Annotated in this window: 24 protein-coding genes and 1 tRNA gene; 12 read left to right on the top strand and 13 right to left on the bottom strand. The window is 36.5% G+C overall.

Going from position 1 to position 22994, the window contains the following annotated elements; translation table 11 throughout:
- Positions 1–140 (bottom strand): acylphosphatase (locus FKV42_RS07115; protein WP_154809556.1); only part of this gene is annotated, 140 nt, incomplete at its 3' end.
- 754 nt (positions 141–894) lie between these two features.
- Between FKV42_RS07115 and FKV42_RS07110 the strand changes: the two genes are divergently transcribed.
- Positions 895–1188 carry a sugar-specific transcriptional regulator TrmB gene (locus FKV42_RS07110; RefSeq protein WP_154809554.1) on the top strand — a complete coding sequence of 98 codons (294 nt, stop codon included), beginning with the start codon at positions 895–897 and terminating at the stop codon, positions 1186–1188.
- A 146-nt stretch (positions 1189–1334) separates the two neighbouring features.
- On the opposite strand, the gene FKV42_RS07105 is transcribed toward FKV42_RS07110, so the two are convergent.
- From FKV42_RS07105 to FKV42_RS07090, 4 genes are all read right to left on the bottom strand, one after another.
- Positions 1335–1883, bottom strand: coding sequence for an LbetaH domain-containing protein (locus FKV42_RS07105; protein WP_154809553.1), 549 nt, complete (start codon positions 1881–1883; stop codon positions 1335–1337).
- A 199-nt stretch (positions 1884–2082) separates the two neighbouring features.
- Entirely contained in the window at positions 2083–2904 is an 822-nt protein-coding gene (locus tag FKV42_RS07100; RefSeq protein ID WP_154809552.1) for a ribonuclease III family protein, read from the bottom strand.
- A 70-nt stretch (positions 2905–2974) separates the two neighbouring features.
- The gene (locus FKV42_RS07095) at positions 2975–3511 is read right to left on the bottom strand and encodes a DUF2284 domain-containing protein (RefSeq protein WP_154809551.1); all 537 of its coding nucleotides are present in this window, start codon (positions 3509–3511) and stop codon (positions 2975–2977) included.
- 65 nt (positions 3512–3576) lie between these two features.
- Positions 3577–4191, bottom strand: a complete 615-nt coding sequence (locus tag FKV42_RS07090; RefSeq protein ID WP_154809550.1) for a class I SAM-dependent methyltransferase — start codon at positions 4189–4191, stop codon at positions 3577–3579.
- 637 nt (positions 4192–4828) lie between these two features.
- On the opposite strand from FKV42_RS07090, the gene FKV42_RS07085 reads away from it, so the two are divergent.
- The 6 genes from FKV42_RS07085 (at position 4829) to FKV42_RS07060 (ending at position 10849) form a co-directional block, all read left to right on the top strand.
- Complete coding sequence (locus FKV42_RS07085; RefSeq protein ID WP_154809549.1) at positions 4829–6127, top strand: S-layer protein domain-containing protein; 1299 nt, start codon at positions 4829–4831, stop codon at positions 6125–6127.
- A 108-nt stretch (positions 6128–6235) separates the two neighbouring features.
- Complete coding sequence (locus FKV42_RS07080) at positions 6236–7081, top strand: class I SAM-dependent methyltransferase (protein WP_154809548.1); 846 nt, start codon at positions 6236–6238, stop codon at positions 7079–7081.
- Positions 7082–7160: 79 nt separating this feature from the next.
- Positions 7161–7712 (top strand): hypothetical protein, encoded by a 552-nt coding sequence (locus FKV42_RS07075; protein WP_154809547.1) that lies wholly within the window; start codon positions 7161–7163, stop codon positions 7710–7712.
- A 34-nt stretch (positions 7713–7746) separates the two neighbouring features.
- On the top strand, positions 7747–9024 hold the full coding sequence (locus FKV42_RS07070; protein ID WP_154809546.1) for an ABC transporter substrate-binding protein: 1278 nt from the start codon (positions 7747–7749) through the stop codon (positions 9022–9024).
- Positions 9025–9026: 2 nt separating this feature from the next.
- Positions 9027–10070, top strand: a complete 1044-nt coding sequence (locus FKV42_RS07065; RefSeq protein WP_154809545.1) for a FecCD family ABC transporter permease — start codon at positions 9027–9029, stop codon at positions 10068–10070.
- A complete protein-coding gene (locus tag FKV42_RS07060) occupies positions 10067–10849 on the top strand; it encodes an ABC transporter ATP-binding protein (protein ID WP_154809544.1) in 783 nt (260 codons plus the stop codon). Before FKV42_RS07065 ends, FKV42_RS07060 begins: the two co-directional genes overlap by 4 nt.
- 6 nt (positions 10850–10855) lie before the next feature.
- On the opposite strand, the gene FKV42_RS07055 is transcribed toward FKV42_RS07060, so the two are convergent.
- Positions 10856–11254, bottom strand: coding sequence for an ArsR/SmtB family transcription factor (locus tag FKV42_RS07055; protein ID WP_154809543.1), 399 nt, complete (start codon positions 11252–11254; stop codon positions 10856–10858).
- A gap of 172 nt (positions 11255–11426) precedes the next feature.
- On the opposite strand from FKV42_RS07055, the gene FKV42_RS07050 reads away from it, so the two are divergent.
- Positions 11427–11894 (top strand): hydrolase, encoded by a 468-nt coding sequence (locus FKV42_RS07050; protein ID WP_154809542.1) that lies wholly within the window; start codon positions 11427–11429, stop codon positions 11892–11894.
- A 26-nt stretch (positions 11895–11920) separates the two neighbouring features.
- Here the strand turns inward: FKV42_RS07050 and FKV42_RS07045 are convergent, their stop codons facing one another.
- From FKV42_RS07045 to FKV42_RS07015, 7 genes are all read right to left on the bottom strand, one after another.
- Positions 11921–12556 (bottom strand): iron-sulfur cluster assembly scaffold protein, encoded by a 636-nt coding sequence (locus FKV42_RS07045; protein ID WP_154809541.1) that lies wholly within the window; start codon positions 12554–12556, stop codon positions 11921–11923.
- A 9-nt stretch (positions 12557–12565) separates the two neighbouring features.
- A complete protein-coding gene (locus tag FKV42_RS07040; protein WP_154809540.1) occupies positions 12566–13738 on the bottom strand; it encodes a cysteine desulfurase family protein in 1173 nt (390 codons plus the stop codon).
- 39 nt (positions 13739–13777) lie between these two features.
- On the bottom strand, positions 13778–14197 hold the full coding sequence (locus FKV42_RS07035; protein WP_154809539.1) for a DsrE/DsrF/DrsH-like family protein: 420 nt from the start codon (positions 14195–14197) through the stop codon (positions 13778–13780).
- 30 nt (positions 14198–14227) lie between these two features.
- Positions 14228–14452, bottom strand: a complete 225-nt coding sequence (locus FKV42_RS07030; protein WP_154809538.1) for a sulfurtransferase TusA family protein — start codon at positions 14450–14452, stop codon at positions 14228–14230.
- 203 nt (positions 14453–14655) lie between these two features.
- Complete coding sequence (locus tag FKV42_RS07025) at positions 14656–16134, bottom strand: sulfatase-like hydrolase/transferase (RefSeq protein WP_154809537.1); 1479 nt, start codon at positions 16132–16134, stop codon at positions 14656–14658.
- Positions 16135–16197: 63 nt separating this feature from the next.
- A complete protein-coding gene (locus FKV42_RS07020) occupies positions 16198–17361 on the bottom strand; it encodes an MFS transporter (RefSeq protein WP_154809536.1) in 1164 nt (387 codons plus the stop codon).
- Between the two features lie 2189 nt (positions 17362–19550).
- Positions 19551–20000: a hypothetical protein gene (locus tag FKV42_RS07015; protein WP_154809535.1), complete on the bottom strand. Its 450-nt coding sequence runs from the start codon at positions 19998–20000 to the stop codon at positions 19551–19553.
- A gap of 156 nt (positions 20001–20156) precedes the next feature.
- On the opposite strand from FKV42_RS07015, the gene FKV42_RS07010 reads away from it, so the two are divergent.
- The 4 genes from FKV42_RS07010 to FKV42_RS06995 all read left to right on the top strand — a co-directional run bounded on the left by FKV42_RS07010 (position 20157) and on the right by FKV42_RS06995 (position 22939).
- Positions 20157–20480: a DUF2551 domain-containing protein gene (locus tag FKV42_RS07010; protein WP_154809534.1), complete on the top strand. Its 324-nt coding sequence runs from the start codon at positions 20157–20159 to the stop codon at positions 20478–20480.
- A gap of 34 nt (positions 20481–20514) precedes the next feature.
- Positions 20515–20919, top strand: a complete 405-nt coding sequence (locus FKV42_RS07005; protein ID WP_154809533.1) for a hypothetical protein — start codon at positions 20515–20517, stop codon at positions 20917–20919.
- A gap of 56 nt (positions 20920–20975) precedes the next feature.
- Positions 20976–21051, top strand: a tRNA-Gln gene (locus FKV42_RS07000).
- A gap of 457 nt (positions 21052–21508) precedes the next feature.
- Positions 21509–22939, top strand: a complete 1431-nt coding sequence (locus FKV42_RS06995; RefSeq protein WP_154809532.1) for an ATP-binding protein — start codon at positions 21509–21511, stop codon at positions 22937–22939.
- Positions 22940–22994: the final 55 nt, after the last annotated feature.

The following is a 22994-nucleotide window of genomic DNA, read 5'->3' as shown; positions in this document are numbered from 1 at the left end:
GCTATGATCTCAACTCTTCCTCCGTTATTTTTAACAGAACCGGTAATGTTGTGATTTTTCGCTATGCGATACACGAAAGGGCGGAAACCTACACCTTGTACAATTCCTTCAACTATAATAAGTCTGGAAACATTTGACATTGTTTTTTTGTACTCCAAGATTTGCCTGTATGCGAACAGTTCGTATGCAAGTATAATTTAAAATAGCTCTATTATCTGAGATTATTAAAAACTAATCTTTTAATTTCTGAATTTATTAATATAATTTTTATATCTTAAAATGCAAATCTTCATTACATAAATAATCTAAAATTTCCTTTTTTTATTTTGATATTCGTGATTCATAAGCTGTTTTAGTAATGATGTCAGTATTTTATTACCTTTGATTTATATATGCAATTCATAATCTCAAATATATTCTCATTGCTTTTTGTGGCATGTATAAAAATCTTGTATTTTAGCCAAAACAGACCTGTTATTATGCAAAAGTTGCTAACTTTCTTAAAAATATAAGTGTATTCGACTTATTTTCGTGTATATACAAATGAGAGTTTGTTTTATATATTAAAAAACGCAATTGTGAATTTATCCCTGACAAAACCCAGTGATGAATATGGCACATGAATCATAATTAGTGATGTATTAATGGCTATGGCAATAATGGCTATTGATGTTAAATGCTGCTGTGTAATAGATACACTTCGCTGTTGTGTATTTGACAACATTGGCAACTATAACACAATAATCTATACCAATGGTCATTCAAAATGCGAATCTGGTTGTTGTTCATTCCATAAATCTCTGGTTTTAGGAAGATAAAAACCGATTAAAAAACGAACTAAATGCCGTATTTTGCACATTATGCATAAAGGCGGACAAAAACGAGGTGAAAAACATGAGGTGTCAAACAGCAATAAAACAAGACACTGATGACCATGTCAAGTGGGTATTGAGTGTTGACCGCAGAATTGTTCTGCTGGAATACATGAAAAAGAACATAGTTGGCAAAGCTTCCGATGTGGCTCAGGTTACCAGTAAATCAACCCAGAATATGAGCCGTGCCATGAAAGAATTCGAAAGCAGAGGTCTTATAGAATGTATTAATCCAGCAAAAAACACATGGAAAAAATACATGCTTACCGACATGGGAAGAAACGTAATAAGAGAAATGGATGGCAAGTTTATCTGAAAAGCCGATAATTCCAGTTTCCACAAACTTCGTTTGTATATTGGTTCTATTTGAGTGTTTCGTATTAACTACCAGCAATATTGTCTCTGAAACATTTCAGAGACATTTAATTGCTTTGATAATATCTCTAATAATAATTTGTTTTCTCAATCTGCATCTTGTGCCAGATTTGTGTATCCTTCCACAAGTTCAAGATTTGCATTAATTACTGATGCTTTAAACTTTTCAAGGTCATGGCATATATCATCAAGTTCTTCAACCTTGGCCTGTTCAGTAATGATCTGTCCGTCAGTTACTACTTTACATGAAGGTATATCAACTGCACGAACCGTCGAATTATGAAGAATGACTACATCATCACCTATCTTGCAGTCAAAAACAACTGCTCCAAATCCAACAAAACATCCTTCTCCTATTGTGCAGGGTCCATGTACAATACAGCCATGTGCAAGCGAAGTATTGTTCTTTATCTCAACTTTTGACCCTGCAAGTCCATGTATGATTACGGCATCCTGAATATTGCAATTGTCTCCGATAACAATGGATGATCCGGGTTCATCAGCCCTGATTATAACATTGTGAGCAACGTAAACATTGTCTCCTATAGTGACATTGCCTACGATGACTGCATTTTCACATATCCATGCTGTTTCACTGATCTTTGGATGTTGGTTCTGGGGATTTGGATAAAGCATTATTTTATTACCACCTTCAATTTAATGCATGTTTCAAATATGCAGAAACACAATCTACGCTCTCTTCTGCACATTTATAGTGACTACTAGTCGAAACATTATAATGATAAATTATGATAAATTATTTATAATTATTGCCACGGCCGGTGGATAATATTACAAATACATGTAATGTCAATAAAACAATATCGGAGGACTTTTAGTCTATATCTTGTGAAGTTTCCAGTGAGTTTTCCTGTAAATGCTTTAAATGCAGTTCTGCGGCATCTTTCTCTGCTTTTCTCTTGCTATTCCCGGAACCAATTGCAAGCAATTTATCGTTCAGGTAAAGACCCACTTTAAACTGTTTTTCATGATCAGGTCCTTCTTCTTCAAGCACTCTGTAGCATGGGTTACCAAGTCCATTCTGGTGAAAAATCTCCTGCACCATGCCTTTAGGATTAAAAGCAGCTATTTTTCCAAGAGCACTATCAATTTCGAAGAACCGGTAAACAAAATCCTTTGCAGCAGAATAGTTTCCTTCTGTTTTACTACTTGTACCTGGATAATCCTGCCCTCCATCGATGTAAATAGCACCAATAAGTGCTTCCATGATGTCGGATAGTTTCCCGTCGATGTTCACATGTCCTTCCGAAAGGACAAAACGTGAGAGTTTTATCTTTCTGGCTACAGGTTTTAGACTCTCGTTAGACGCCAGAACAGTCCGTATTTTAGTAGCAACGCCTTCTATTGTGAGTTCATTTGACCTGGCATACTCATTTATACAAATGTCATGAAACGCATGCTCTGCAATTATAAGTCCAAGAACAGAATCTCCCAGATACTCGAGTTTTTCATAGTCTTTATTCTCAAGTCCGTTAACCTTTCTGAAAACACTCAGTTTATCCTTGTCTCCACTAAAAAGAGAGCCATGCAAGAGTGCCTGTACAAGATAGCTTTCATCCTTGAATTTGAAACCTATGATCTCCTGGAATTCTTCAAGGTCATCGTTATTAACACTCAAGTCCGGATTTACTCTCACTTTTTTCCCTCATTTTTTATGGATTAATCAGAATAGTTCTTATTTCCCGGAAACTTGCTTGAAACCTGCCTTATTCTAGAAGAAGTATTCCAATACATTTAACCCTGTCAAAATTGCAGTATTCCATATCTATGCTGTTCTTCTCCATAATCTTTGATAGATTTATTCCTACAGCTTCTGGTGGAAAACGCCTGATATCCGGTTTGTTACAGTTTTCACCACAAATATCACATTCATTGCATGAACCAGGACGAAGCAGTTGAGCGTAAACAAATCCATGTCTGAAAGCCATATGTTCTAGTTCCAGCATCTTGTGGAAAGAACCTTTACGCAATCCGGACCAGGCTTTGAATATGTCCTTTTCACATGAGGTATCATGCTCTTCTATAAGCAGGATTGCAGAGCTGTATTCGCTGAGCATCTTCCTGAATTCATCAATAGAAATTATGTGTGGCGGACAGCTCAGCCTTTTGCCATAAGCTTTGCATCCGTAAGCACATTTCAGCCTTACCCTGTTCTCAACATCAATATCAGATGCATCCAGCATGTATGCTGAAAGTCCCAGATTTTTTGCTTTATCTAATATTGGTTGTACTTCTGTCCTCATCTTCTAATGTTTAATTAAACCTGATTATTTAAAAGTAGATGGTGAGTTAAATTCAAAGATTATCTTTATTTGTATGCAATTATTATTGCGTAGATAAAGTTCATATAAGGGCAACAAATTTTTTTAAAACCTGCAGCTGCTAGTTTTTTTCTGTAACCTTCCATTGTGTCAATGGATTCATATGCATTTTCTCTCATTTCCAGCATATATTTTGCATTTTCTTCCTCAAATCCTGCCTCTATCATTGAATTATACCACTTTTTCCTGTACAATTCCTCTTCTGACATGCTATCAGGTCGGAAAACATCTCCTGTAATGAATACTCCATTTTTGTTTAGGGATGAGTATATCAGATTGATGATATTGGTCCTTTCTTCATCGTTAAAATGATGGAGATTAAGAACTGTCATTATTATGTCATATGCATCAGCTGGCCATGTTTGGGATGCATCACCGAGCATTAATTTGACATCCTTGAGGTCTGATTTGTTTTTAATTATCTCAAGCATCCATGGAGATCTGTCAATACATGTGATCTTTAATTGAGGACGTGCCTTTAAAACCTTCTCAGTTATGAAACCTGTACCACATCCAACTTCAAATAGACTTTTTTCTCCTTCAGGGATAAAGTCAACTATTGTTTTAAAGAAAAAAGAATGATTAGGAATTATTTTCTTCATTTTTTCTTCATAGATGTGATCGACATTATCGAGATATTCTTCAATATTTATGATCGCATCTTTCTTTTTTGCTTTGTTTATGTGAACACTCCCTGAATGATTTACGATTCCTGCATTTTTGTAGTAATTTAGATGGATGACTTTACGGCTTATATATCCTCACTTTTTTTGGCGAGATTTCTATTTCATTGTTGAGAGAATTCAATTTTGAGCTTTATATTTAGATATTTCTTTAGATCTTTCAATTAATATTAAATTATGGATGTTTGAAATGGTATTTTTGTTTATCTTTGTTATCATCTATGATTACAATATTACTGTAATTCTGGATTTTATTTAATTTTATTTGATTTATTACTGCCCATGTAGTTATTTTTTGTTAGCTTTAAGCTAATATTACTAAACACAATTAAAAACACCTATATATGATGAAATCCTTACAAAATTTCAGACATATGCGATTAGAAAATAGCTATTAAGCAACCAATTTTCATCGCGGGTTTATTATAAAATTAATTTATCGGTCACAAAATACGACAGGGGTAGATTATGGAAGGTACTGTAATTGAATTGAACAACTTTTGGAAAAAGCAAGAGATAGTCGAACAATCATATTTTTTGAGAGGAGACATCTGAAATGAAAAGAATAGCAGGAATCTTTATTACATTATTTGTAATGTCTTTGTTTGTTTTGCCTGTAGATGCTTCAGATGTAACATACAAGATAAGAAGCACAGTTTATGATAATACAGACCCATCATTAGATGCTGGTGATTTCTACTGGGATGCCAGTTCGTTCTCTGGATTCTGGTATATGATTAAACCGGGTTTTTCAAGTGAATTGCTTTATTTAGAGAACAATATAAATTCTTCATCAACTTTCCAGCTTGGTGATACAATTGAGGAAGGTCATCTCTATTATGTGAGCAAGCCCCAGATGAAGAAAAGCAAGATTGGCGGTTTTGATGATGGTAACACATTCATCGTGGACGACGTTGACCTGAAAATGTACTATGCTTTGGGATTTTTTGGTGTTGGATATATTGCCATGCCTGAAGATACCTCCGATCTTTCAGCAGGATGCAAGCCGGATAAGATTGCAAAGATACTTTTGGAACAGGGAAGTGATGATAAGAAACAAATGTTCTCAGGTGAAGAATGGGAACTAGCAGATGGATGGTCTCTTCAGGTACAGCAAATTGATGTAGATGGGGAAAAGGTCTGGATTCAGTTGAAGCATGACGGTGAGGAGATTGATTCCGGTGTGGTTTCAGGTAATATGGACCTGACAAAACCTGAGAGAACATATCTTTACAAAGATGGTGACGATAATCCAGTATTCTATTGCTATGTTGATTCTATTTTCCGCGGAAAAGATACGGATTTTGTTGTCTTCAAATACACCTGTCTTCTAAGTGATATCACTACGATTGAAGCCGGAAGTACCTATGGTGTCTTTGATGTTGAAGTGTTTGAAATTCCTGCTCTGATGAATAATACAAATTATGCAGGAAGCAGTACCGGAACTATCCTGTATACTGGTGATGATGCTATTGTTATGTCAAGTAATAAGGATGTCACTCTCGATCCAAACAAGATGATCGATCTTTACAGTGGTATGTATATCAGAACTGAGGATACGAGTGGAACCTGTCTGAAAATGTCATTGTGGAAAACATGCACAATTACTGTTCCTGATACGGTTACCGATGAGAATGAAATCTCAGAGGATGAAGAAATGGTAGTTGTGGACCTTGCCGAAGAAGATAATGACGACAAAGGAACCGTTGAGAATCCCTCAATAATTGATGATAAGGACGCCACTTCCGATTCTGCAGAAGAAACAGTAGTTGAAAGTTCTGTGAACCTGTCTGGTTTTGAACTGGTATTTGGCTCTCTCGGATTGCTGTGTACAGCTCTTGTAAGGAGGAATTGAACCGGAGCTGCGTTTAAAACTAACGGGATATTTTCAGATATCCTGTTTTTTGATTATCTGACTAATAAAAAATCTTTGACATTAATTAAAATGTAATAGGAGTAGATTATGGAAGGAAATATAGTTAACTGGAATGATGTATGGAAAAACCAGATGATGCAAAATGTAGGCTCTAATCCTGCAAATGATTATGCTTCTCTATGGAAAGATCGGTTGAATGCAAAGGTATTCTGGGAGATAACCATGCAAAATGACATGTGCAGAATTGAAAGGACACTCGATAGTTTACCACTTAAAGCAAATTCAAAGGTACTCGATATTGGTTGCGGTCCCGGATCACTTTCTCTTCTGATCTCTGGAAAAGTTTCTCATGTTACTGCTGTAGAACCCTCAAAGGAAATGATGGGTATATTGCAAGAAAACATCAAGAAAAATGAAATTGATAATATCGATTGTGTCAATAAACGGTGGGAAGACATAGATGTTCAAACGGATCTCCAAGGTCCTTATGATGTAGTCTTTGCTTCATATTCTTTAGGAATGATGGACATGAAAGATGCTATCCGGAAAATGATGTCCTGCAGCTCAGATTATGTTTATCTGTTCTGGATTGCAGGACCAAATCTCTGGGATATTTATTGCCCTAATATATGGTCCTCCCTGCATCATAAGGAATATCATCCCATGCCTAAATTTAATGTTCTATACAATATACTCTATCAAATGGGAATATACCCAAATGTGAGTGTCTCAAAATTAAATTATGTGAACCGTTTCTCATCTTTTGATGAAGCAGTCAATTATTGCATGCCTATATACAGAATATCGAATTCAGAACAGGAAGAGCAACTTCGAGATTATCTGCAAAAGGTTCTAAAGAAGGATGATAAATCTTTTTTCCTTGAAGCTAAGACGAATCATGTGGAAGTATGGTGGCAAAATAACGCTCTTTGAAGTTATTTAAGCAAATATTCTATAAACATTCTATTAACCATCATCCGAAAAATTAACAATTTAAAATTAAGGGGCAATTATGATGAAAGTAAGATTTGAAAGGATATTATTCTGCTTATTGATACTTACAGTTTGTTTAATTTCACCTGCATTTGCAGTAGAAACAAATGTGGTACGAGATATCTCGACACCAGAATCGAGCTCAGATTCTGAATTTACTGTAACACTCAAAATATCAGGTACAGATGTAGTCGGAATTGTTGAATCCATTCCAGAAGGATTCTCTTATGTTGGAAGTAAACACCCGGAAGATCAAGTAAGTCAGTCCGGGCAAAATCTAATTTTTTCAGTTATAGGAGAAACTGAGATCAATTATCAAGTTAAGGCTTCTTCTACTGGAGAAGGTTCATTCACCGGGGTTTGGTATAATCCGATAAGTGAAACTGAGGGGACGATTTTAGATACGGATGTCTCTGTCAATTCTAATATTCAAGCTACACAAAGTTCTGTAAATATTTTATCTTCGGAAGAAGGAAGTCAGGATGCAGAAACAAAGACCACACCTTTTGTGGGCTTGGCTATGTCGGTGGCAATAATTGCTGTAACCGGATGCTATGTGAGGAGACATTAGAGGGAATATTATAGTTTAATTAAAGGTGTCAGATATGAACGTAACTATAATGAGAACTTTATGCATACTGCTTCTATCATGTCAATTGATATTGTTAGGTATCTCAGGAGCAAGTGCTGCAATTCCAGGGGATTTGAACAAAGATTATGAGATATCAAGAGCAGAACTATCGGATGCAATTATTTCATACATGGAAACTAATTATGCCGGAGAAAATACTAATTCTCTTGAAAAGGAAGCTTTGCGGGAAACTGCAAGAAAGCATTTTACAATAACCGTTACTGATCTTGCCGGAAGGGAAGTTACCGTTCCTACCAGGGTTGAACGGGTTGTTCTGGGTCACTCTCTTTATATACAGGAGTTTGCAGCAGTAGAGGGTGAAGATTTTACTGAAAAAATCGTTGGCTGGGGTTCAGAACTTGAAACAAAAGACTTCGATACTTATAGTCAATATTTAGAGTTCTATCCTGAAATAGCAGACATCCCGATAATCGGGTCTATGAGCAGAAATACCTTTGATACGGAAAGTGTTGTTTCCCTTAATCCAGATGTTATAATTATGCCGTTAATGCGTTATGAAGCATCAAAAGAGACCATACAAACACTTGAAAGTGTAGGAATTCCGGTTCTTATAGTTGATTTCTGGAAATCACCTTTAGAGAACACACAGGAAAGTACACTGTTATTGGGAAAGGTTATGGGAAAAGAGGAAAGAGCTCAAAATATCTCTGAGTTCTATGGTGAACAAATGGATCTGGTCTATTCGACCCTGAATTCTATTGATCCTGAATCTTCTACATCACAGAAGGTCTATGTTGAGTATGGTTCACGTGGACCGTCACAATATGGAATAACATTTTCTGATTCTAATTGGGGGCCTATGATCACTAAACTGGGAGCTACAAATGTTGCTGAAGATGTTGCAAGCATGTCGGCAATTGATCCTGAATATCTTTTGTCTCAAAATCCTGATATTATAATAATAGCTGGTCAGTACTGGCCTGAAAATCCGGATTCAATGGGGCTTGGTTATTCAACAAGTGTAGAGGATTCCAGGGAAGATTTACAGGGATTTTGTACTCGTTCCGGATGGGATGAGCTTACTGCTGTGAAAAATAATAATGTATATAGTATACATCATGGCATCAGTTATCACATATACAATTTCGTGGGCATGCAGGCACTTGCAAAATGGATCTATCCTGAAGAGTTTGCTGATATGGATCCTGATGAGAACTTGAGAGAATTCCATGAACGATATCTGCCTGTGAACTATACTGGAACCTGGATTGTTGGTATTGAAGAGGTATGAAGATGGAACTTCCGAATAAAGAGGCATATGAGTCTTTAATAAGACGAAAAATCCTCTTTTTTATTCTTTTTATCAGCGCTGCTTTTCTTGCTTTCCTGCTGGACATTGCTGTGGGTTCCTCAGGACTCTCTCTATATGAAGTGTTTTCAACGATAGTTTTCCCCGCATCAAGTGATCCTACTTCATCTGTTATTGTATGGAATTTCAGGCTACCTAAAGCTTTAATGGCTGTGTTTATCGGGGCATCACTTGCAATAGCTGGTGCAGAGGTTCAGACAATTCTTGATAATCCTCTTGCAAGTCCTTATACTCTTGGAATATCTGCTGCAGCAGGATTTGGTGCAGCTGCTACTATGGTTTTAGGACTAACTTTAACTTCTTTTGCAGGCAACGTTCTTGTTTCTATTAATGCATTTATTTTTTCATTTGTTTGTTTTTTTGTAATTTATTTTATCGCTAAAGTAAAATCTGCAAGTAAAGAGCTCATTATATTGACCGGAGTTGCTTTACTTTTCTTATTTCAGGCTTTGGTTTCCTTATTGCAGTACATAGCAACGGATGATCAATTACAGAATATCGTATTCTGGCTTTTTGGAAGCCTTGAGAATTCTTCATGGAGCACAGTAACGATATGCTTACTAATTCTGCTTATTTTTATTCCATTACTTGCGATTGACTTCTGGAAGCTTACAGCACTCAGACTTGGTGATGAAAAAGCAAAAAGTCTGGGGATAGATGTTGAAAAATTAAGATTGAAAGTTCTTATTTGTGTATCGGTTCTTACAGCATCTGCTGTTTGTTTTGCAGGTACTATCGGTTTTGTAGGTCTTGTGCCTCCTCATATAGCACGTATGCTTGTAGGCGAGGATCAAAGATACTTTGTACCTTTGTCTGCACTTTTAGGATCGCTATTCCTTTCTCTGGCTTCGATAGGTGGCAAGATATGCTGTCATAAAGGCGTATTTCCAATAGGTATCGCTACATCTTTAATCGGTGTTCCTTTCTTTTTGTCTCTTATTATTATGAAAAGGAGTGGATCTTTTTGAAGCTAGAGGCTAATGATCTTTCTTTCAGTTATAATTCTCATCCTGTTTTAAATGATATCAATTTTAAGATTGAATCCAGAATTACAGCATTGATCGGACCAAACGCAGCAGGCAAATCCACTCTTTTAAAGTGTATGGCTGGAGTACTGGAGCCGGACGGCAGCCTGATCATAAATGAAAAGGATGTGAAGGATTTAAAAAAGGAGGAGTTGATAAGGTCACGAAGTTATCTTCCTCAGGATTCAAAAACAAATGCCTGTCTTTCTGTATTTGAAACCCTTCTTCTGGGGATGGTACATTCATTATCCTGGAAGGTTGGTGAGGAAGAGATTGAAGCAGTTTCAAATGTGCTGGAATATATGGGTATTGAAGATCTGGCTATGAAAAACATAAATGAGCTTAGTGGAGGTCAAAAACAGATGGTTTTTATTGCCCAGTCTTTGATCCGAAATCCACAACTTCTATTGATGGATGAACCGACAAATGGTCTGGATCTTCAACATCAGTTAGAACTATTTGAATTTATACAGAAGATCACAAAGGAAAAGGGTATGACAACAATAATTGCCTTGCACGATCTAAATCTTGCAGCCCGATATGCAGATAATATAGTGGTTATGAGCAAAGGAATGATCCATTCTTCTGGTTCTCCGTCTTCGGTTCTGACACAAAAGACAATTCAGTCTGTATATGGCATCAATGCCGATATTAGTGTTGATACAGATGGTATTTTATGGATAAAACCTCTTAATTCCGTAAGGAAAGTTTTTAGGAGCTGATCAATCCTATTTTTTAGGTGTTTTATTGTTCTGAATTTCCTTTGCTTCCGAAGCTATTAGTTTTTTGAGACCGTTCATCATACATTTATCATTTTGCCGGTCTATTTCTTTTATTACTCCAAACAGGTCCAGTGCAGAATAGATGTTATTTTCATTTATGTTTAAAACATGCGTATTACCATAGATGTTGCGCGTGACCAGATCCGCATCTTCTAAGATCTTAACGTTCTTCGCTACAAAAGGGGCCGAAACATCAAGCAAACGAGCTAGTTCCTGAATGTATTTCTCACCATCTAATAACAGCCTGAGAATCTCTAGTCGTGTCTCGCTCTCAAGAGCTTTGAATAATTTCTGCCTATTTTCGCCTTCTAGTGGGCTGAATACGTTTGGATCTGATTCATCCATGAACTCTCTTTTGAAGGATTTTCTATATAAATATGTCTCCTTCTGAATGCATCTTTATTTTTCTTTTAGATTAGCTTATAGTATTACAAGCCTATATTTTAAATCAATTCGCTGTCATATATATCCATAATTTACAAAAACAATTAACTGAAGTGTGGGGGGGTGCATTTTCATGGAAAAAGAATGCTGTCCGAAGTTTGATCCCGAACCATGGGATGGAAACGTAATCGAGTGGGATAACAAGAAATTCGTAAAAGACAAAGTCTTAACTCTTTTTTATATGCCAGTCAATTTTGGTGGAGTAATGAGAAAACTCGACAGGAAAGTCAGGGATTCGGGAGCAGGCATAGTTGATAATCTCTGCCTGTCTGATCATACATCAAAGTGGAACATGGATCTTTATCTTGCAGTTAACAAACATATTCCTGATGCCAATAATGTACTGTTGAGTGGTAAGTTCTTAAGTAAAGTCTATGAAGGCTCATTCAAGGATACTAAAAAATGGTGCGATAATTTTGAAGTTTTTGCAAAGGAGCAGGGGTATGAAATAAAGAAATGGTTCATGTGGTATACTACCTGCCCGAAATGCGCTAAAAAATATGGGAATAATTATGTTGTAATTATAGCAGAAATCGATTAAGAAAAAGAAAATCATGAAATGTTGTCTTATTCAGTAAAGACAACATTAACCTCTTTTACGTCCCAGAGAGATTCAATCTTCTCCATGACCTCTTCTTTGATATTTGCTGCAAACTGATGATTTGACGGCAGGTCAATAAGTATCCTTACAACACCATCATTGATCTCCATCTTTGTTACAAGCTCAGTCCTGATAATATCAAGTCCGGCCATCGGGTTCATGACATGCTTCAACCTGCTTCTAATCACATCGACAGTGGTTGGTTCCTGTTCGCTTACCAGACCGTGCTTTTCCTCATAGTCTCTTATGGCAGCACGAAGACCTTCTACAGCCAGAACTGAACAGTGAGCTTTAACAGGTGGCAAACCTCCAAGTTCTTCAGTAGCCTCCTGCCATGAGATCTTCTTTGCTTCTTCAATGGTCTTGCCTTTTGCAAGTTCTGTAATAATAGAAGCGGTGGCAATGTTAGAAGCACAGCCGTATGACTCGAATTTGATGTCCTCAATTACCTGTGTATCGGGGTTGACCTGAAGGTAAACAGCAACCATATCACCACAAGCAGGACTACCCTCCAGCCCTTTTCCATCAGGATTCTCCAGTTTACCTACATTACGTGGATTCTTAAAGTGCTCAAGCACCTTTTCTGTGTATGGGAATTTCATTTTCTCACCTCACTCTTCTTTGTTGTACAGGGGACTGATTGCCCTTAGCTGACTGACTATTTCCTTGATCGCATCAACAACAGCATCTACGTCTTCCATGCTATTGTAGCGTCCGAATGTGAATCTAATAGAACCGTGTGCTCTTTCATGGTCACCACCAATACCAAGTATTACATGACTGGCTTCGAGTGAACGGCTGAAACATGCTGAACCTGTGCTTACAGCAAAACCACGCATATCTAGGTGCAGAGTCATGGATTCACCTTCGACATAGTGGAATGTGATGTTTGCATTCTGTGGTGTTCTCTGTGTCTTGCTTCCGTTCAGGGTAACATGGGGAATCTCTTCGAAAACTCTCTTTATAGTATAGTCCCTGAGAGATGTAAGGAACTCATTCTCCTTCTCAGTAACAAGTTCAACTGCCTTTGCAAATCCTACTGCACCGGGAATATTCTCAAGTCCGGCACGACGGTCCGTTTCCTGATATCCACCATCCATCCATTTGATAAGTGGTGTGCCTTTGCGGACATACAATGCACCGACACCTCTTGGTCCATGGATAGTGTGTGCTGACATGCTAATCAGATCGATGGGAGTTTTTGAGACATCAATCGGTACTCTCGTGTAGCTATGTGTTGCATCGGTATGGAACAGCACCTCCTTTTCCCTGCATATCTTTGCGATAGCATCAAGATTCTGAAGAGTGCCAATCTCTTGGTTTGCATGCTGGATGGATACAAGGACAGTATCGTCACGTATCTTGCTTTTGAGTTCCTCAAGGTCCAGAATGCCTTCTGCATCAACACTGATGTAATCAACATTGTAACCCTGTTTCTCAAGGTTCTTAGCAGTATTCAGGACAGCAAAATCCTCTAACTTTGATACGATAATATGCTCTCCCTTCTTTTTCTTAAGAGCTGCGACAACGCCTTTGATTGCCATGTTGCTGGACTCGGTCTCTCCTGATGTGAACACGATCTCCTCAGGTGTTGCACCAATCGAGGATGCAATTGTCTCCCTAGCTTCTTGAAGTCCTTCCTTTGCATCAATACCCATGGAATAACCAAATTCGGATGTTGCTACGGCATAGGTATCAAAATAATATGGTTTCATTGCATCCATTACCCTTTCATCCAATCTGGTACTGGCTGAATTATCAAGGTACGTCATTTTATCGAACATGTATTCCTCCTCTTTATTCGTCCCTTTTAAAATTGCAATTTATATGAAAAGTGTTATTTTAGCGTCTTTTGCTTCCATTATGTAGGTGCCTACCGCACCATACTCGTCTATCCATTCACGATTGAGCTCTTCAGGTTTTATTCCCATTATTTCCATGGTCATCTCACAGGCAATGATCTTACCGCCAAGTTCTTTGTAGTCTTCCATTAGCTTTTCAAGCGAAACTACATTGGCTTTCTTCATTCTGCTTTTGACCATCCATTTTCCAAGTCCCAGAAAATTCATCCTTGAAAGCGGACCTTTGTCAAGTCCATTCTTTTTCAGGCACTGTAAACCCCAGAATGTAAAAAAAATCGAGGCATCCATTCCCATAGCAAGTGCACCGTTTCCAAGAATCAGCGCACTGTAGATTTTGTCAAGGTCGCCACTATGTGCAACTATTACTGCCTTTTCTGTCATGCATTTAAACCCCATTCTCCTAAAGTACAGTTATTTTTTAATGCGGATTGTCCACTCTTTTTCATTATTTTCATCCACATCCATAACTTCGAGTCCCATTGCTTCACAAGCCATAGGTATTTCTTTTTTGGATGCAGGATGTGTCCCCTTTATGATTATTTCATCACCGGGGGCTGCTTTTCTAATTGCTTTACGGCATTCTACAAGAGGAACCGGACAGGTCTGTCCCCTAACATCAATGTTTGTTTCTGTCATCTGATCTCCCCATATTCAGATTTCATAATATGTACTATAATATTACATACTAGCATTATTTAACAATTGTGAATCAAAAGTAATTATGGATCAATGAAGAGCAATTTCCAGCGCTCCCAAAGGAATATTGATAATTCATCATCATGTAGCAGAGCAAAAGCAACTTTAAAACGGTTATGTGCCTTTGGGCAAGTTGATACAGATTACTCTTTCAGTACTTTACGAATTAGTAGTAATCCTATTAGATTCACCACTCCTGTCAGAATCCCTCCTTCTATATAACGTGGGTTTTGATATAATTTATCACTTTTGGAATGCTGTTCAGATGTTAAGAGTTTAACTGAAACATCTGGGCCAGCACTGAACAATTGCTGAACAGTATTTTCAGGATTGGATGAAGGGATAAATGATAGCATATATTCAATGCCAGGTTCCAGGCCCTGAAAAGCAATGTTTTCCCCTACCTTATCGCTAAAGATAATTTCATCATCTCTGCTCAGGGTTAATTCACCTTCTTCAGGAATATCTACTGCAACATTTGTGTAATCTTTAAGTGCAATTGCCTCTCCATCAGCAAGTCTCAGTTTTCCGGGGATATTTAATACTTCAAGAATTGTTGGTGCGATATCTTCCTGTTTGAATTCTCCTTCCACAACAGCATTTTCAATATCATTTGCTACTATTGCCAGTGGAACTCTCTGTGACTCGATTCTCACGGAATATTTTTCTGCCTGGTGCCCTCCTTTGGAATCATCAGTAGGGAAAGCCATTCCATGATCGCCTGTTAATATAAAAGCCAGATTATTGTCGAGACATGTTTCATAAAGTGAGTAACTTGCATTGTCTATTCCCTCGATGCATGCAACGTAACCACTGTTCTTTTTATAATGGCCGGCACTGTCAACAGCACCTGCATTTATTGTAAGTATGTAGTTCTGTTCAGGATACTCTTTTTCCATGTATTCAACTAGATCAATTCCAGTTTCTATGGTCCATATATTATATTCATTGTAACGTTCAATTGAGCCCTCAGGATACTGGTCGAGTTTTTCCTGTAGCATAGAAGAGTGTGATTGCATTAATTCTGTAATTTCAAATGAAATGCCTTTGCTGTTTTCTGTAAGCATGTTTGTTTGAATAACCATCTCAGGTTCGTTTATGGAGTTCTCTATATCATGCGTAACTACGTTCTGTTTACTGCAAAAACCATATGAATCTCCTTTTTCCATGATGGCAAATGTTAGGTAATCGTAATCATGGGCGATATCAAAAAACGTGGTTCCTGAAGCTGCAGTGAGTCCAGAATCAGCTCCTGAATATCCTGTGGCAATTACGGAATGTCCGCCTTCAGTGAATGTCTGAGGTGCTTTTATATCAAGTATCCTGCTACTGTTACTGAAGATTTCCTGCATTTTAGGAACTTCTGCTTTTTCAAGTGCTGAACCATCTATTGCGTAAGGAGTATACTCGGGATAAACATAGCATGAACTTAAGCCATCAACAATGAGAATGACGGCACCATGGGGAGTATTTACTGATCCTATTTCTGCAACCGTATTTGCTCCTGCCTGGACTGCGAAAAAACATAATATCAGTAGAAGGGAACAACATTTAGAAGATAGGCGTAATGTATCAGTTTTTCTTTCAGGGGTAATCGTTTTTATGTTTTTTATTGGTGCCATCTATCTAAGGAACAAGATGTCTACATAAGAAAGTTTCTATTTAGTTCCAGTTAATTTATTTGGCTAATTATTATTTTTGGTGCTATCTTTTAGTAAAAGCGTAAGTACCATAAGCAGTGAGGTTCCTGCAAACATTGTGTGGTATCCATATTTTGTAAAATATCCCATTACCATGGGCAGAAATGCAAGCCCCATATATGTGTATGTAGTAAAGATCCCCATGCTCAGTCCCTTATCATTCTTATCGATATTCATGTAGGAAACTGCTATTGGCAAACCTATCATTCCAATTCCGGAACCTATTCCAAGGAGTGTAAAACCCGGAAGTGGTTGTGTGATGGAGATTATGACTCCTGCAGCAGCAAGTATTATTCCTGCGTTGATCATTTTCCTGTAACTGATACTAGTTCTTCCTGCAATGAGGTTGGTAGCCATGGAACTGATATATACTATAGCTATGACAATGCCAAGTTCTGGTTTGCTAAGCATTTCGCTACTGTACTGGGGATAATAAGCAAGCATTACCCCTGTAATTCCAAAAATAAAGAATGCAATGGTCCATGTTCTGAGGTACATTGGATCTAATGCTATAATGGATATCTTTCTGGTTTTATCCAAGAGTGTGCCGCTTGATTTTGGTTCGTTTCCTGTCTTCTGGATTGAATAATTTTTATTTTTGTTCCTGGTTTGGAAAGTTTCTGTTCTAATAAGTCCGAAGCTGAGTATTATTAGTGAGAGCACTGTAAAAAGTATAATTGCTCCTTTAATGTATCCATCTGCCAGAAATCCTGCAGCTACTACTCCTAATGCGAGCCCTGCGTTAAGAAGGAAATTGAACTCTCCCAAGTATCGGTTCTTTTTTTGAAATTCTGCAAGCATCGCATATGCAGGCGGGAAAAAAGCACCACATGCACTACCTTCCAGTAATCTTGCAAGTATCATTATATAGGCATTGTTTGTTATTATGAGCATTATGCCGGAAATTGCTGTAAGGGTAATAGCAAGAATAATTAATTTCAGATGATTGTACCGGTCTGCTAAAAAACCAAAAGGTATCAAGGTCAACAATGCTCCGATGAAATAGCCGGAAAAAAGTAATGTGTATTTAATGGTACCTGGTTCTACTGAGGAAGCAGAGGCGATCTCTGGTAATACGGGAATAACAGAATTAGATAAACCCATTATGAGGAACACAGTAGAATAAATAAAAAACCGTTCTTTTGTCATAGAATTCCTACTCGATGATTATCTTTGACATGTTATTTAGTTTTAAGTTTTGGACAGCATGTATTTTGGTTAATATTATATAGGGTATGATTAGTAAATTGAATTGCTAGATTGTTACATTAATTTACAATTTGTATACTAAAGTATACATTTCATTTGCAAGTTTAAACAAAAAATGGACAATTAAAAGTTATCCACGAACATACAGCATGATGTATATACTTAACAATCTGTTTGTATTTTAATTGATGATTATTCGTTTTATTTTGATTATTTCAAAAATAAATACAAAAGTTTGATTTTTATCATCCTATTTTTATTTATTATTAATTAGCATAACACGTATAGACTAAAAATAAAGAAAAATATTATATAAAAACAGGCTTAAATAAATACCAATTTAAAAATTTATTAAATTATAATTGTGTAAAAATTAAATATCTTTATTTTTATTTTATAATGTTGCATGCAGCATCAAATAAATTATAATGTACCCAAAGTTGACCAATTTGTTTGAACTTTCATTCTAAAAAGAGAGGTTTTTAAAATTGTATTACAATTAGTTAGGTCAACATGCAAAAATACTCTCAGTATGATTCTATTTAGTATCCTGCTGTCGTTTTTGATTATTTTTATTTCTAACGCATCATTAACTCCCATATTATAAAGACTATATGAATAAAGTAAGCACAATATTTACTCTGATTTTTCATGATACTTTTGTATAGATCATCTTAGGGTTGGAAGTCAGAGTTATTGTATTCCTATATACTATGGAACGAGCAATTTCAGAAAAACATACCCTTTTTGGTAATTTTTGGAAAATTTAATTTTCAATCCTATAGACTATAAGAATATGGATTTTTTATTGAAACTACCTGAGATCATAGCTAAAACTTTAGAATTTAATCTATAAAGTAAGGCTCATTTTTTAACCTTGTTCAGAAAATCGGCGCAGATTTTAGATTGATACTTTCGATGCTGTGACCCTAGAGTAAACATGCCGAAAACTATTAAATAAAAATAGCATAATAAAATCAGTTTTGCGGGTATTGAACATAGCAAAATTTAATGTATAGTTAGCAACAGTTATATGAAATAAGAGAAGATAACACTACTTTATTAGATTTTGTATGTAGTATACTCAAATCTCACCACACTTATTTAATTTTGTTATAAACTACACGGTTTTATTACTAGCAATTATATTTCAGCGCCATAATAATTATAATCTCTGGTTTTTGTTCACAAAATACCCGAAAATAGCGTTTTTGTTCGTATTGGTACGAAATCAACAATTAATTAAGTATAATTTTATAAAGATATGTTAATGTATTAAGTTTTTTATTGCAATTTTAAATTATATGAGTAACAAAATATAGTTACATGTATTAGACAGTAAAGAATAGAATAGACGTAACTAAAAATAGTTACATCTTGCTTTTTTGGAGATACTTTGAAGTTTTCGCATGATTTGTGGAGGTATGGCTAATAAAGTCAAAATGAGAACATACTTGAGGTGAAATGCTGATGACCCTATTAGTCTGAGCTGAATTCATACATACAAGCGGCAGAAGTGTTATATGATCTTGCTTTTGGCCTGCAGCACATAGTGATAATTTTTTAATAAGAATAGAATGGACTAATAGGGAGATTGTTAGGGGTTATTGTCGTTTGGGGCCTATTAGTCCAAAAAATCCGCACTGATATAAGCCAAACACATAATAGCTAAAGAGATTAATATTATTTATATTTTAGCTAATGATATATTGTGAGGATATGACTAATAGTAAAAAAGATGGATGAAAGTTCAACGAATACCCTATTTAGTTATTTTTTAAATATGCAAACATTTTTACCATATTTGTTAATGCTGAGTTTTGTATAAGTGCTTAATTTGCATTTTAAACGATGCAATTCTCTATTTATTTTGAAATAACTGTTAAAAACTTAATAAATCCTATAAAAATCTCTAAAAATATTCAATTTATTTTAGATAGATTTTCCAGCACATTCTCCAGTTGCAACTGGTATCACTTGCAAGCAACAAATATAATTATAAAAATACTACTATTTAATGGCATTACTTATTGTATTATTTTTACCAACTAAAGAATATTATAATAGAACAGCTATTTATTTTTTGAATGTAGCGTTATATGTGAAATTTTTACAACAGTTGTGTATTTTCATATGTTAATCTGTATTCCAAATAATTCATAGAAATCATCGTATTTTTTCCTGGCACGGTATAGATATTGTCTGACATAATTTTCACCACTTGCTTTTGCATACATTGCAGTTGTTTCAGCTGGAGTGAAAACAGTTTCAAGCTTTTTTCGATCAATATTGTCAAGAAACTTAATATTGTTACTGCTATTGATGTCGAAAAATTGTTCAATAGGTTCTTCTCCCTGCCAATTCCATTCAGTATCATAGAATATTGCATATAGTAAATCGCATGCAGTACATTTACCTGCAACTACCATTCCATTGTCATGGGCATGGTAGCTAAGACTGATGACATCTGAATTGCAGGAATTGCAGATTCCTATGAAGTTATGGTCAAGGTTTTCGGGATACAGATCAATATCATCGATCTGCATAACGTTACTTTCCATATCGTATTTTATATTCATATCGTCACCGGAAAAATTGAGAGTTGGAATAATGCACTTATAATATTAGTCCTTTACTTCTAAGTACTTATTATTGGCTTCATATTATAATACTTTAAAAACATATATATAGTTTGAGCTGCATATAAAAATTTGTGCTATATATGAGGTGAAGTTATGGACTCAATTCGCGCAAAAATAAAACGAAGGTTACAAAAGTTCGTTGAATTAGACGTAAATGGCCTGCGCAGTCATATATTATCAATTTTCTTAAAAGTAAAAGAGACAACAGTAGATGAATTGCATGCAAATATCACAGAGAAGTATGATATTTCACGCAGTGCAGTGGCATCCATGGTGGGCTATATCTACTCCAAGCTGGGTGTGCTCAGATCTCACAAAGAATCTTACAAGACTCCTATAGTATATTCTTTAAAAGAAGAATATGAGGATTTGATAAGATCTGCTCTGGAAGCAAAACCATCGTCTTCAGGCTGTTAAACTAGTAAACCACGCTTAACATACCCTGATCACAATGTCTATAGTAAAAAACGCACCGCGTACATCTACTACGATAGTCATACGTTCGGATTCCAATTCCCGTATTACTCATTCCAGAGACCCGTATTACAACTTAATGAGACGACTCTTTCAGGAAGAGGCGACTGCCATTCGCGGCCAGAAGTTTCTTATGATGGTTGAAGATCGTCAAAAAGCAGGTAATCCTATTAAGACAAGTGAGTGGGAAGGTCTTCTTCAGGAACTCGATATAGGACGTGCTTCATTCTATGCCATGCGCAATAAATTACTAGGTGCCGGTCTCATTACTCACAAAAATCATGAATATCGCTTATCTGGGCAGTTCAGCAAGGACCTTGTCGATATGGCCAGATGGTGGTGGACGGCTGTTCTGAATGAGAATCCGGAAGGTCTGGAATAATCATCCTCCGATAGCTTAATATACAAGCTTTACAATTAAGGAGATGCATTCACCGTAGCCCGGTAGTGTAGTGGTCAATCATGCAGGACTCTGGATCCCGCAACTTCGGTTCGAATCCGTGCCGGGCTACCAAAATATATTGCATAGTCCTAATTTTATAGCGCTTTTTTGCATTTTTGAGAAATTTAATCCTTAAATAATGAGTCTTATTTGATAATATCTATTTCTGTTGCGTACTGAATCATAGAATAAAAATGTTATACTTTTTGATGGGCTAGTAATGAGGTTTTTATAAAGTTTCAACCCAGAGTTAAGCTGGAATTTTTACGTTAATTTGTACGTTGTTACTGCTCTCTAGATGATGAATTTTGTAGATATTGACCCGTTGGACAAAGATTCACTTTCCTTGAAATCATGCCAGATTATTCTATTATCGAATTCGATGTTGGCGGAGTAAATATATGAAAGTAGGGATTTTGAGGATTGAAATGCCTTTTCGAAGGAAGAGCGTATGATAATTTTTGATATAATCCATCAAAATGCTATATCCCACAATCTATAAATAATACGAAACAAAATCATAATTATTATGTTTAGTAATTTTATTAATCGTGTTCAAGAGTTAGAGTCTCTTAACAGAGAGTACAACTCCGGAGACTTTTCATTTACCGTCATCTATGGACGCAGGCGGGTTGGGAAAACAGAGCTGATCCAGCAGTTCATGAAGGATAAGCCTCATATTTTCTTTCTGGCAGATATGCGAGGAACACTATCCAATGCACTTAGATTCAGAAAAAGAGCTTCAAGCCTGTTTAATGACATAGAACCTGCTGCTGAAACATTTGACGGAGTGTTCGAATACATAAGCAAACAATGGAAAGAAGACCAGAAACTTGTTATTGTTATCGATGAGTTCTCTTACCTTGCACAGGCTGATGAATCCATACCATCTGTATTCCAGCTCATTGTTGATGAGATACTCAAAGGAGGATCTTTCCATCTGATTCTCTGCGGTTCTTCCATTTCCATGATGGAAAAAACAACCCTTTCCTATTCAAGTCCGCTTTATGGCAGGAGAACAGGACAGATACAGGTCATGCCTTTAAGTTTCCGTCACATGTCCGGTTTTTTCCCGGGATATAAGCCGGACGAATTGATGCAAATATACGGAGCAACAGGAGGCATACCTTTTTATCTCAGGTTCTTTGATCCTGATAAAGGCTTTTATGAGAACCTTGAACAGTCTATTTTCTCCAAAGAAGCTGTACTCTATGCAGAAGGTGAATTCCTGCTGCGTGAAGAGTTGAGAGAACCTGCCACTTATATGAACATACTTTATTCCATATCCAAGGGTGCATCAAGAGCAGGAGAGATTGCTGCTGGTGCTTTCATGGAAACAAAGGATCTATCCTATTATGTAGATACCCTGATGAAACTTGGATTCTTAAGAAAAGAACATCCTGTCGCAGAAAAAACATCTACTCGTAAGACGAATTATGTTATAGATGACCCTTTCCTGCGTTTCTGGTTCAGGTATGTGCTGGTACATAAAGATTCCATCGAAGCAGGCGACAGTTCACATGCTATTGAAGACCTGAAAAAAAGTTATGATTGTTATCTTGGGGAGACATTTGAACAGGTCAGCAAAGAAATGCTCATGGACTTGAATCTGCATGACAGACTTCCATTCAAGTTCAAGTCTATTGGAAGACAATGGGGAAAGATACCTAATATGCCAAAAGGAAAAAACGATTATGAGGTCGATCTTGTGACCCTAGACCCGGAAACAAAGGACATCCTTTTCTGTGAGTGCAAATGGCAAAAGCAGAAGATTAATGCAGATGTCTATTTCAGTCTGAAGGAGAAAGCAGCTCATGTGAAATGGCTCCCAGAAAGAAAAGAGCATTTTGCACTCATCAGCAAATCTGGTTTTACTAAGAACTTACATGAGATAGCAAAACAGGAAGGTGTCTTGCTGCTGACATTGAAAGTTTATCTTTCGGATTCTACTGTGGAGTGAATGGCGAAATTGACAATTATAGTCGATATGCTAAATATTGCTCATCCAGCAAAAT

Origin of the sequence: Methanolobus vulcani (assembly GCF_006546655.1) — an archaeon.
In the GTDB taxonomy this organism is placed as follows: domain Archaea; phylum Halobacteriota; class Methanosarcinia; order Methanosarcinales; family Methanosarcinaceae; genus Methanolobus; species Methanolobus vulcani_A.
This window is presented reverse-complemented; position numbering and strand designations above follow the sequence as displayed.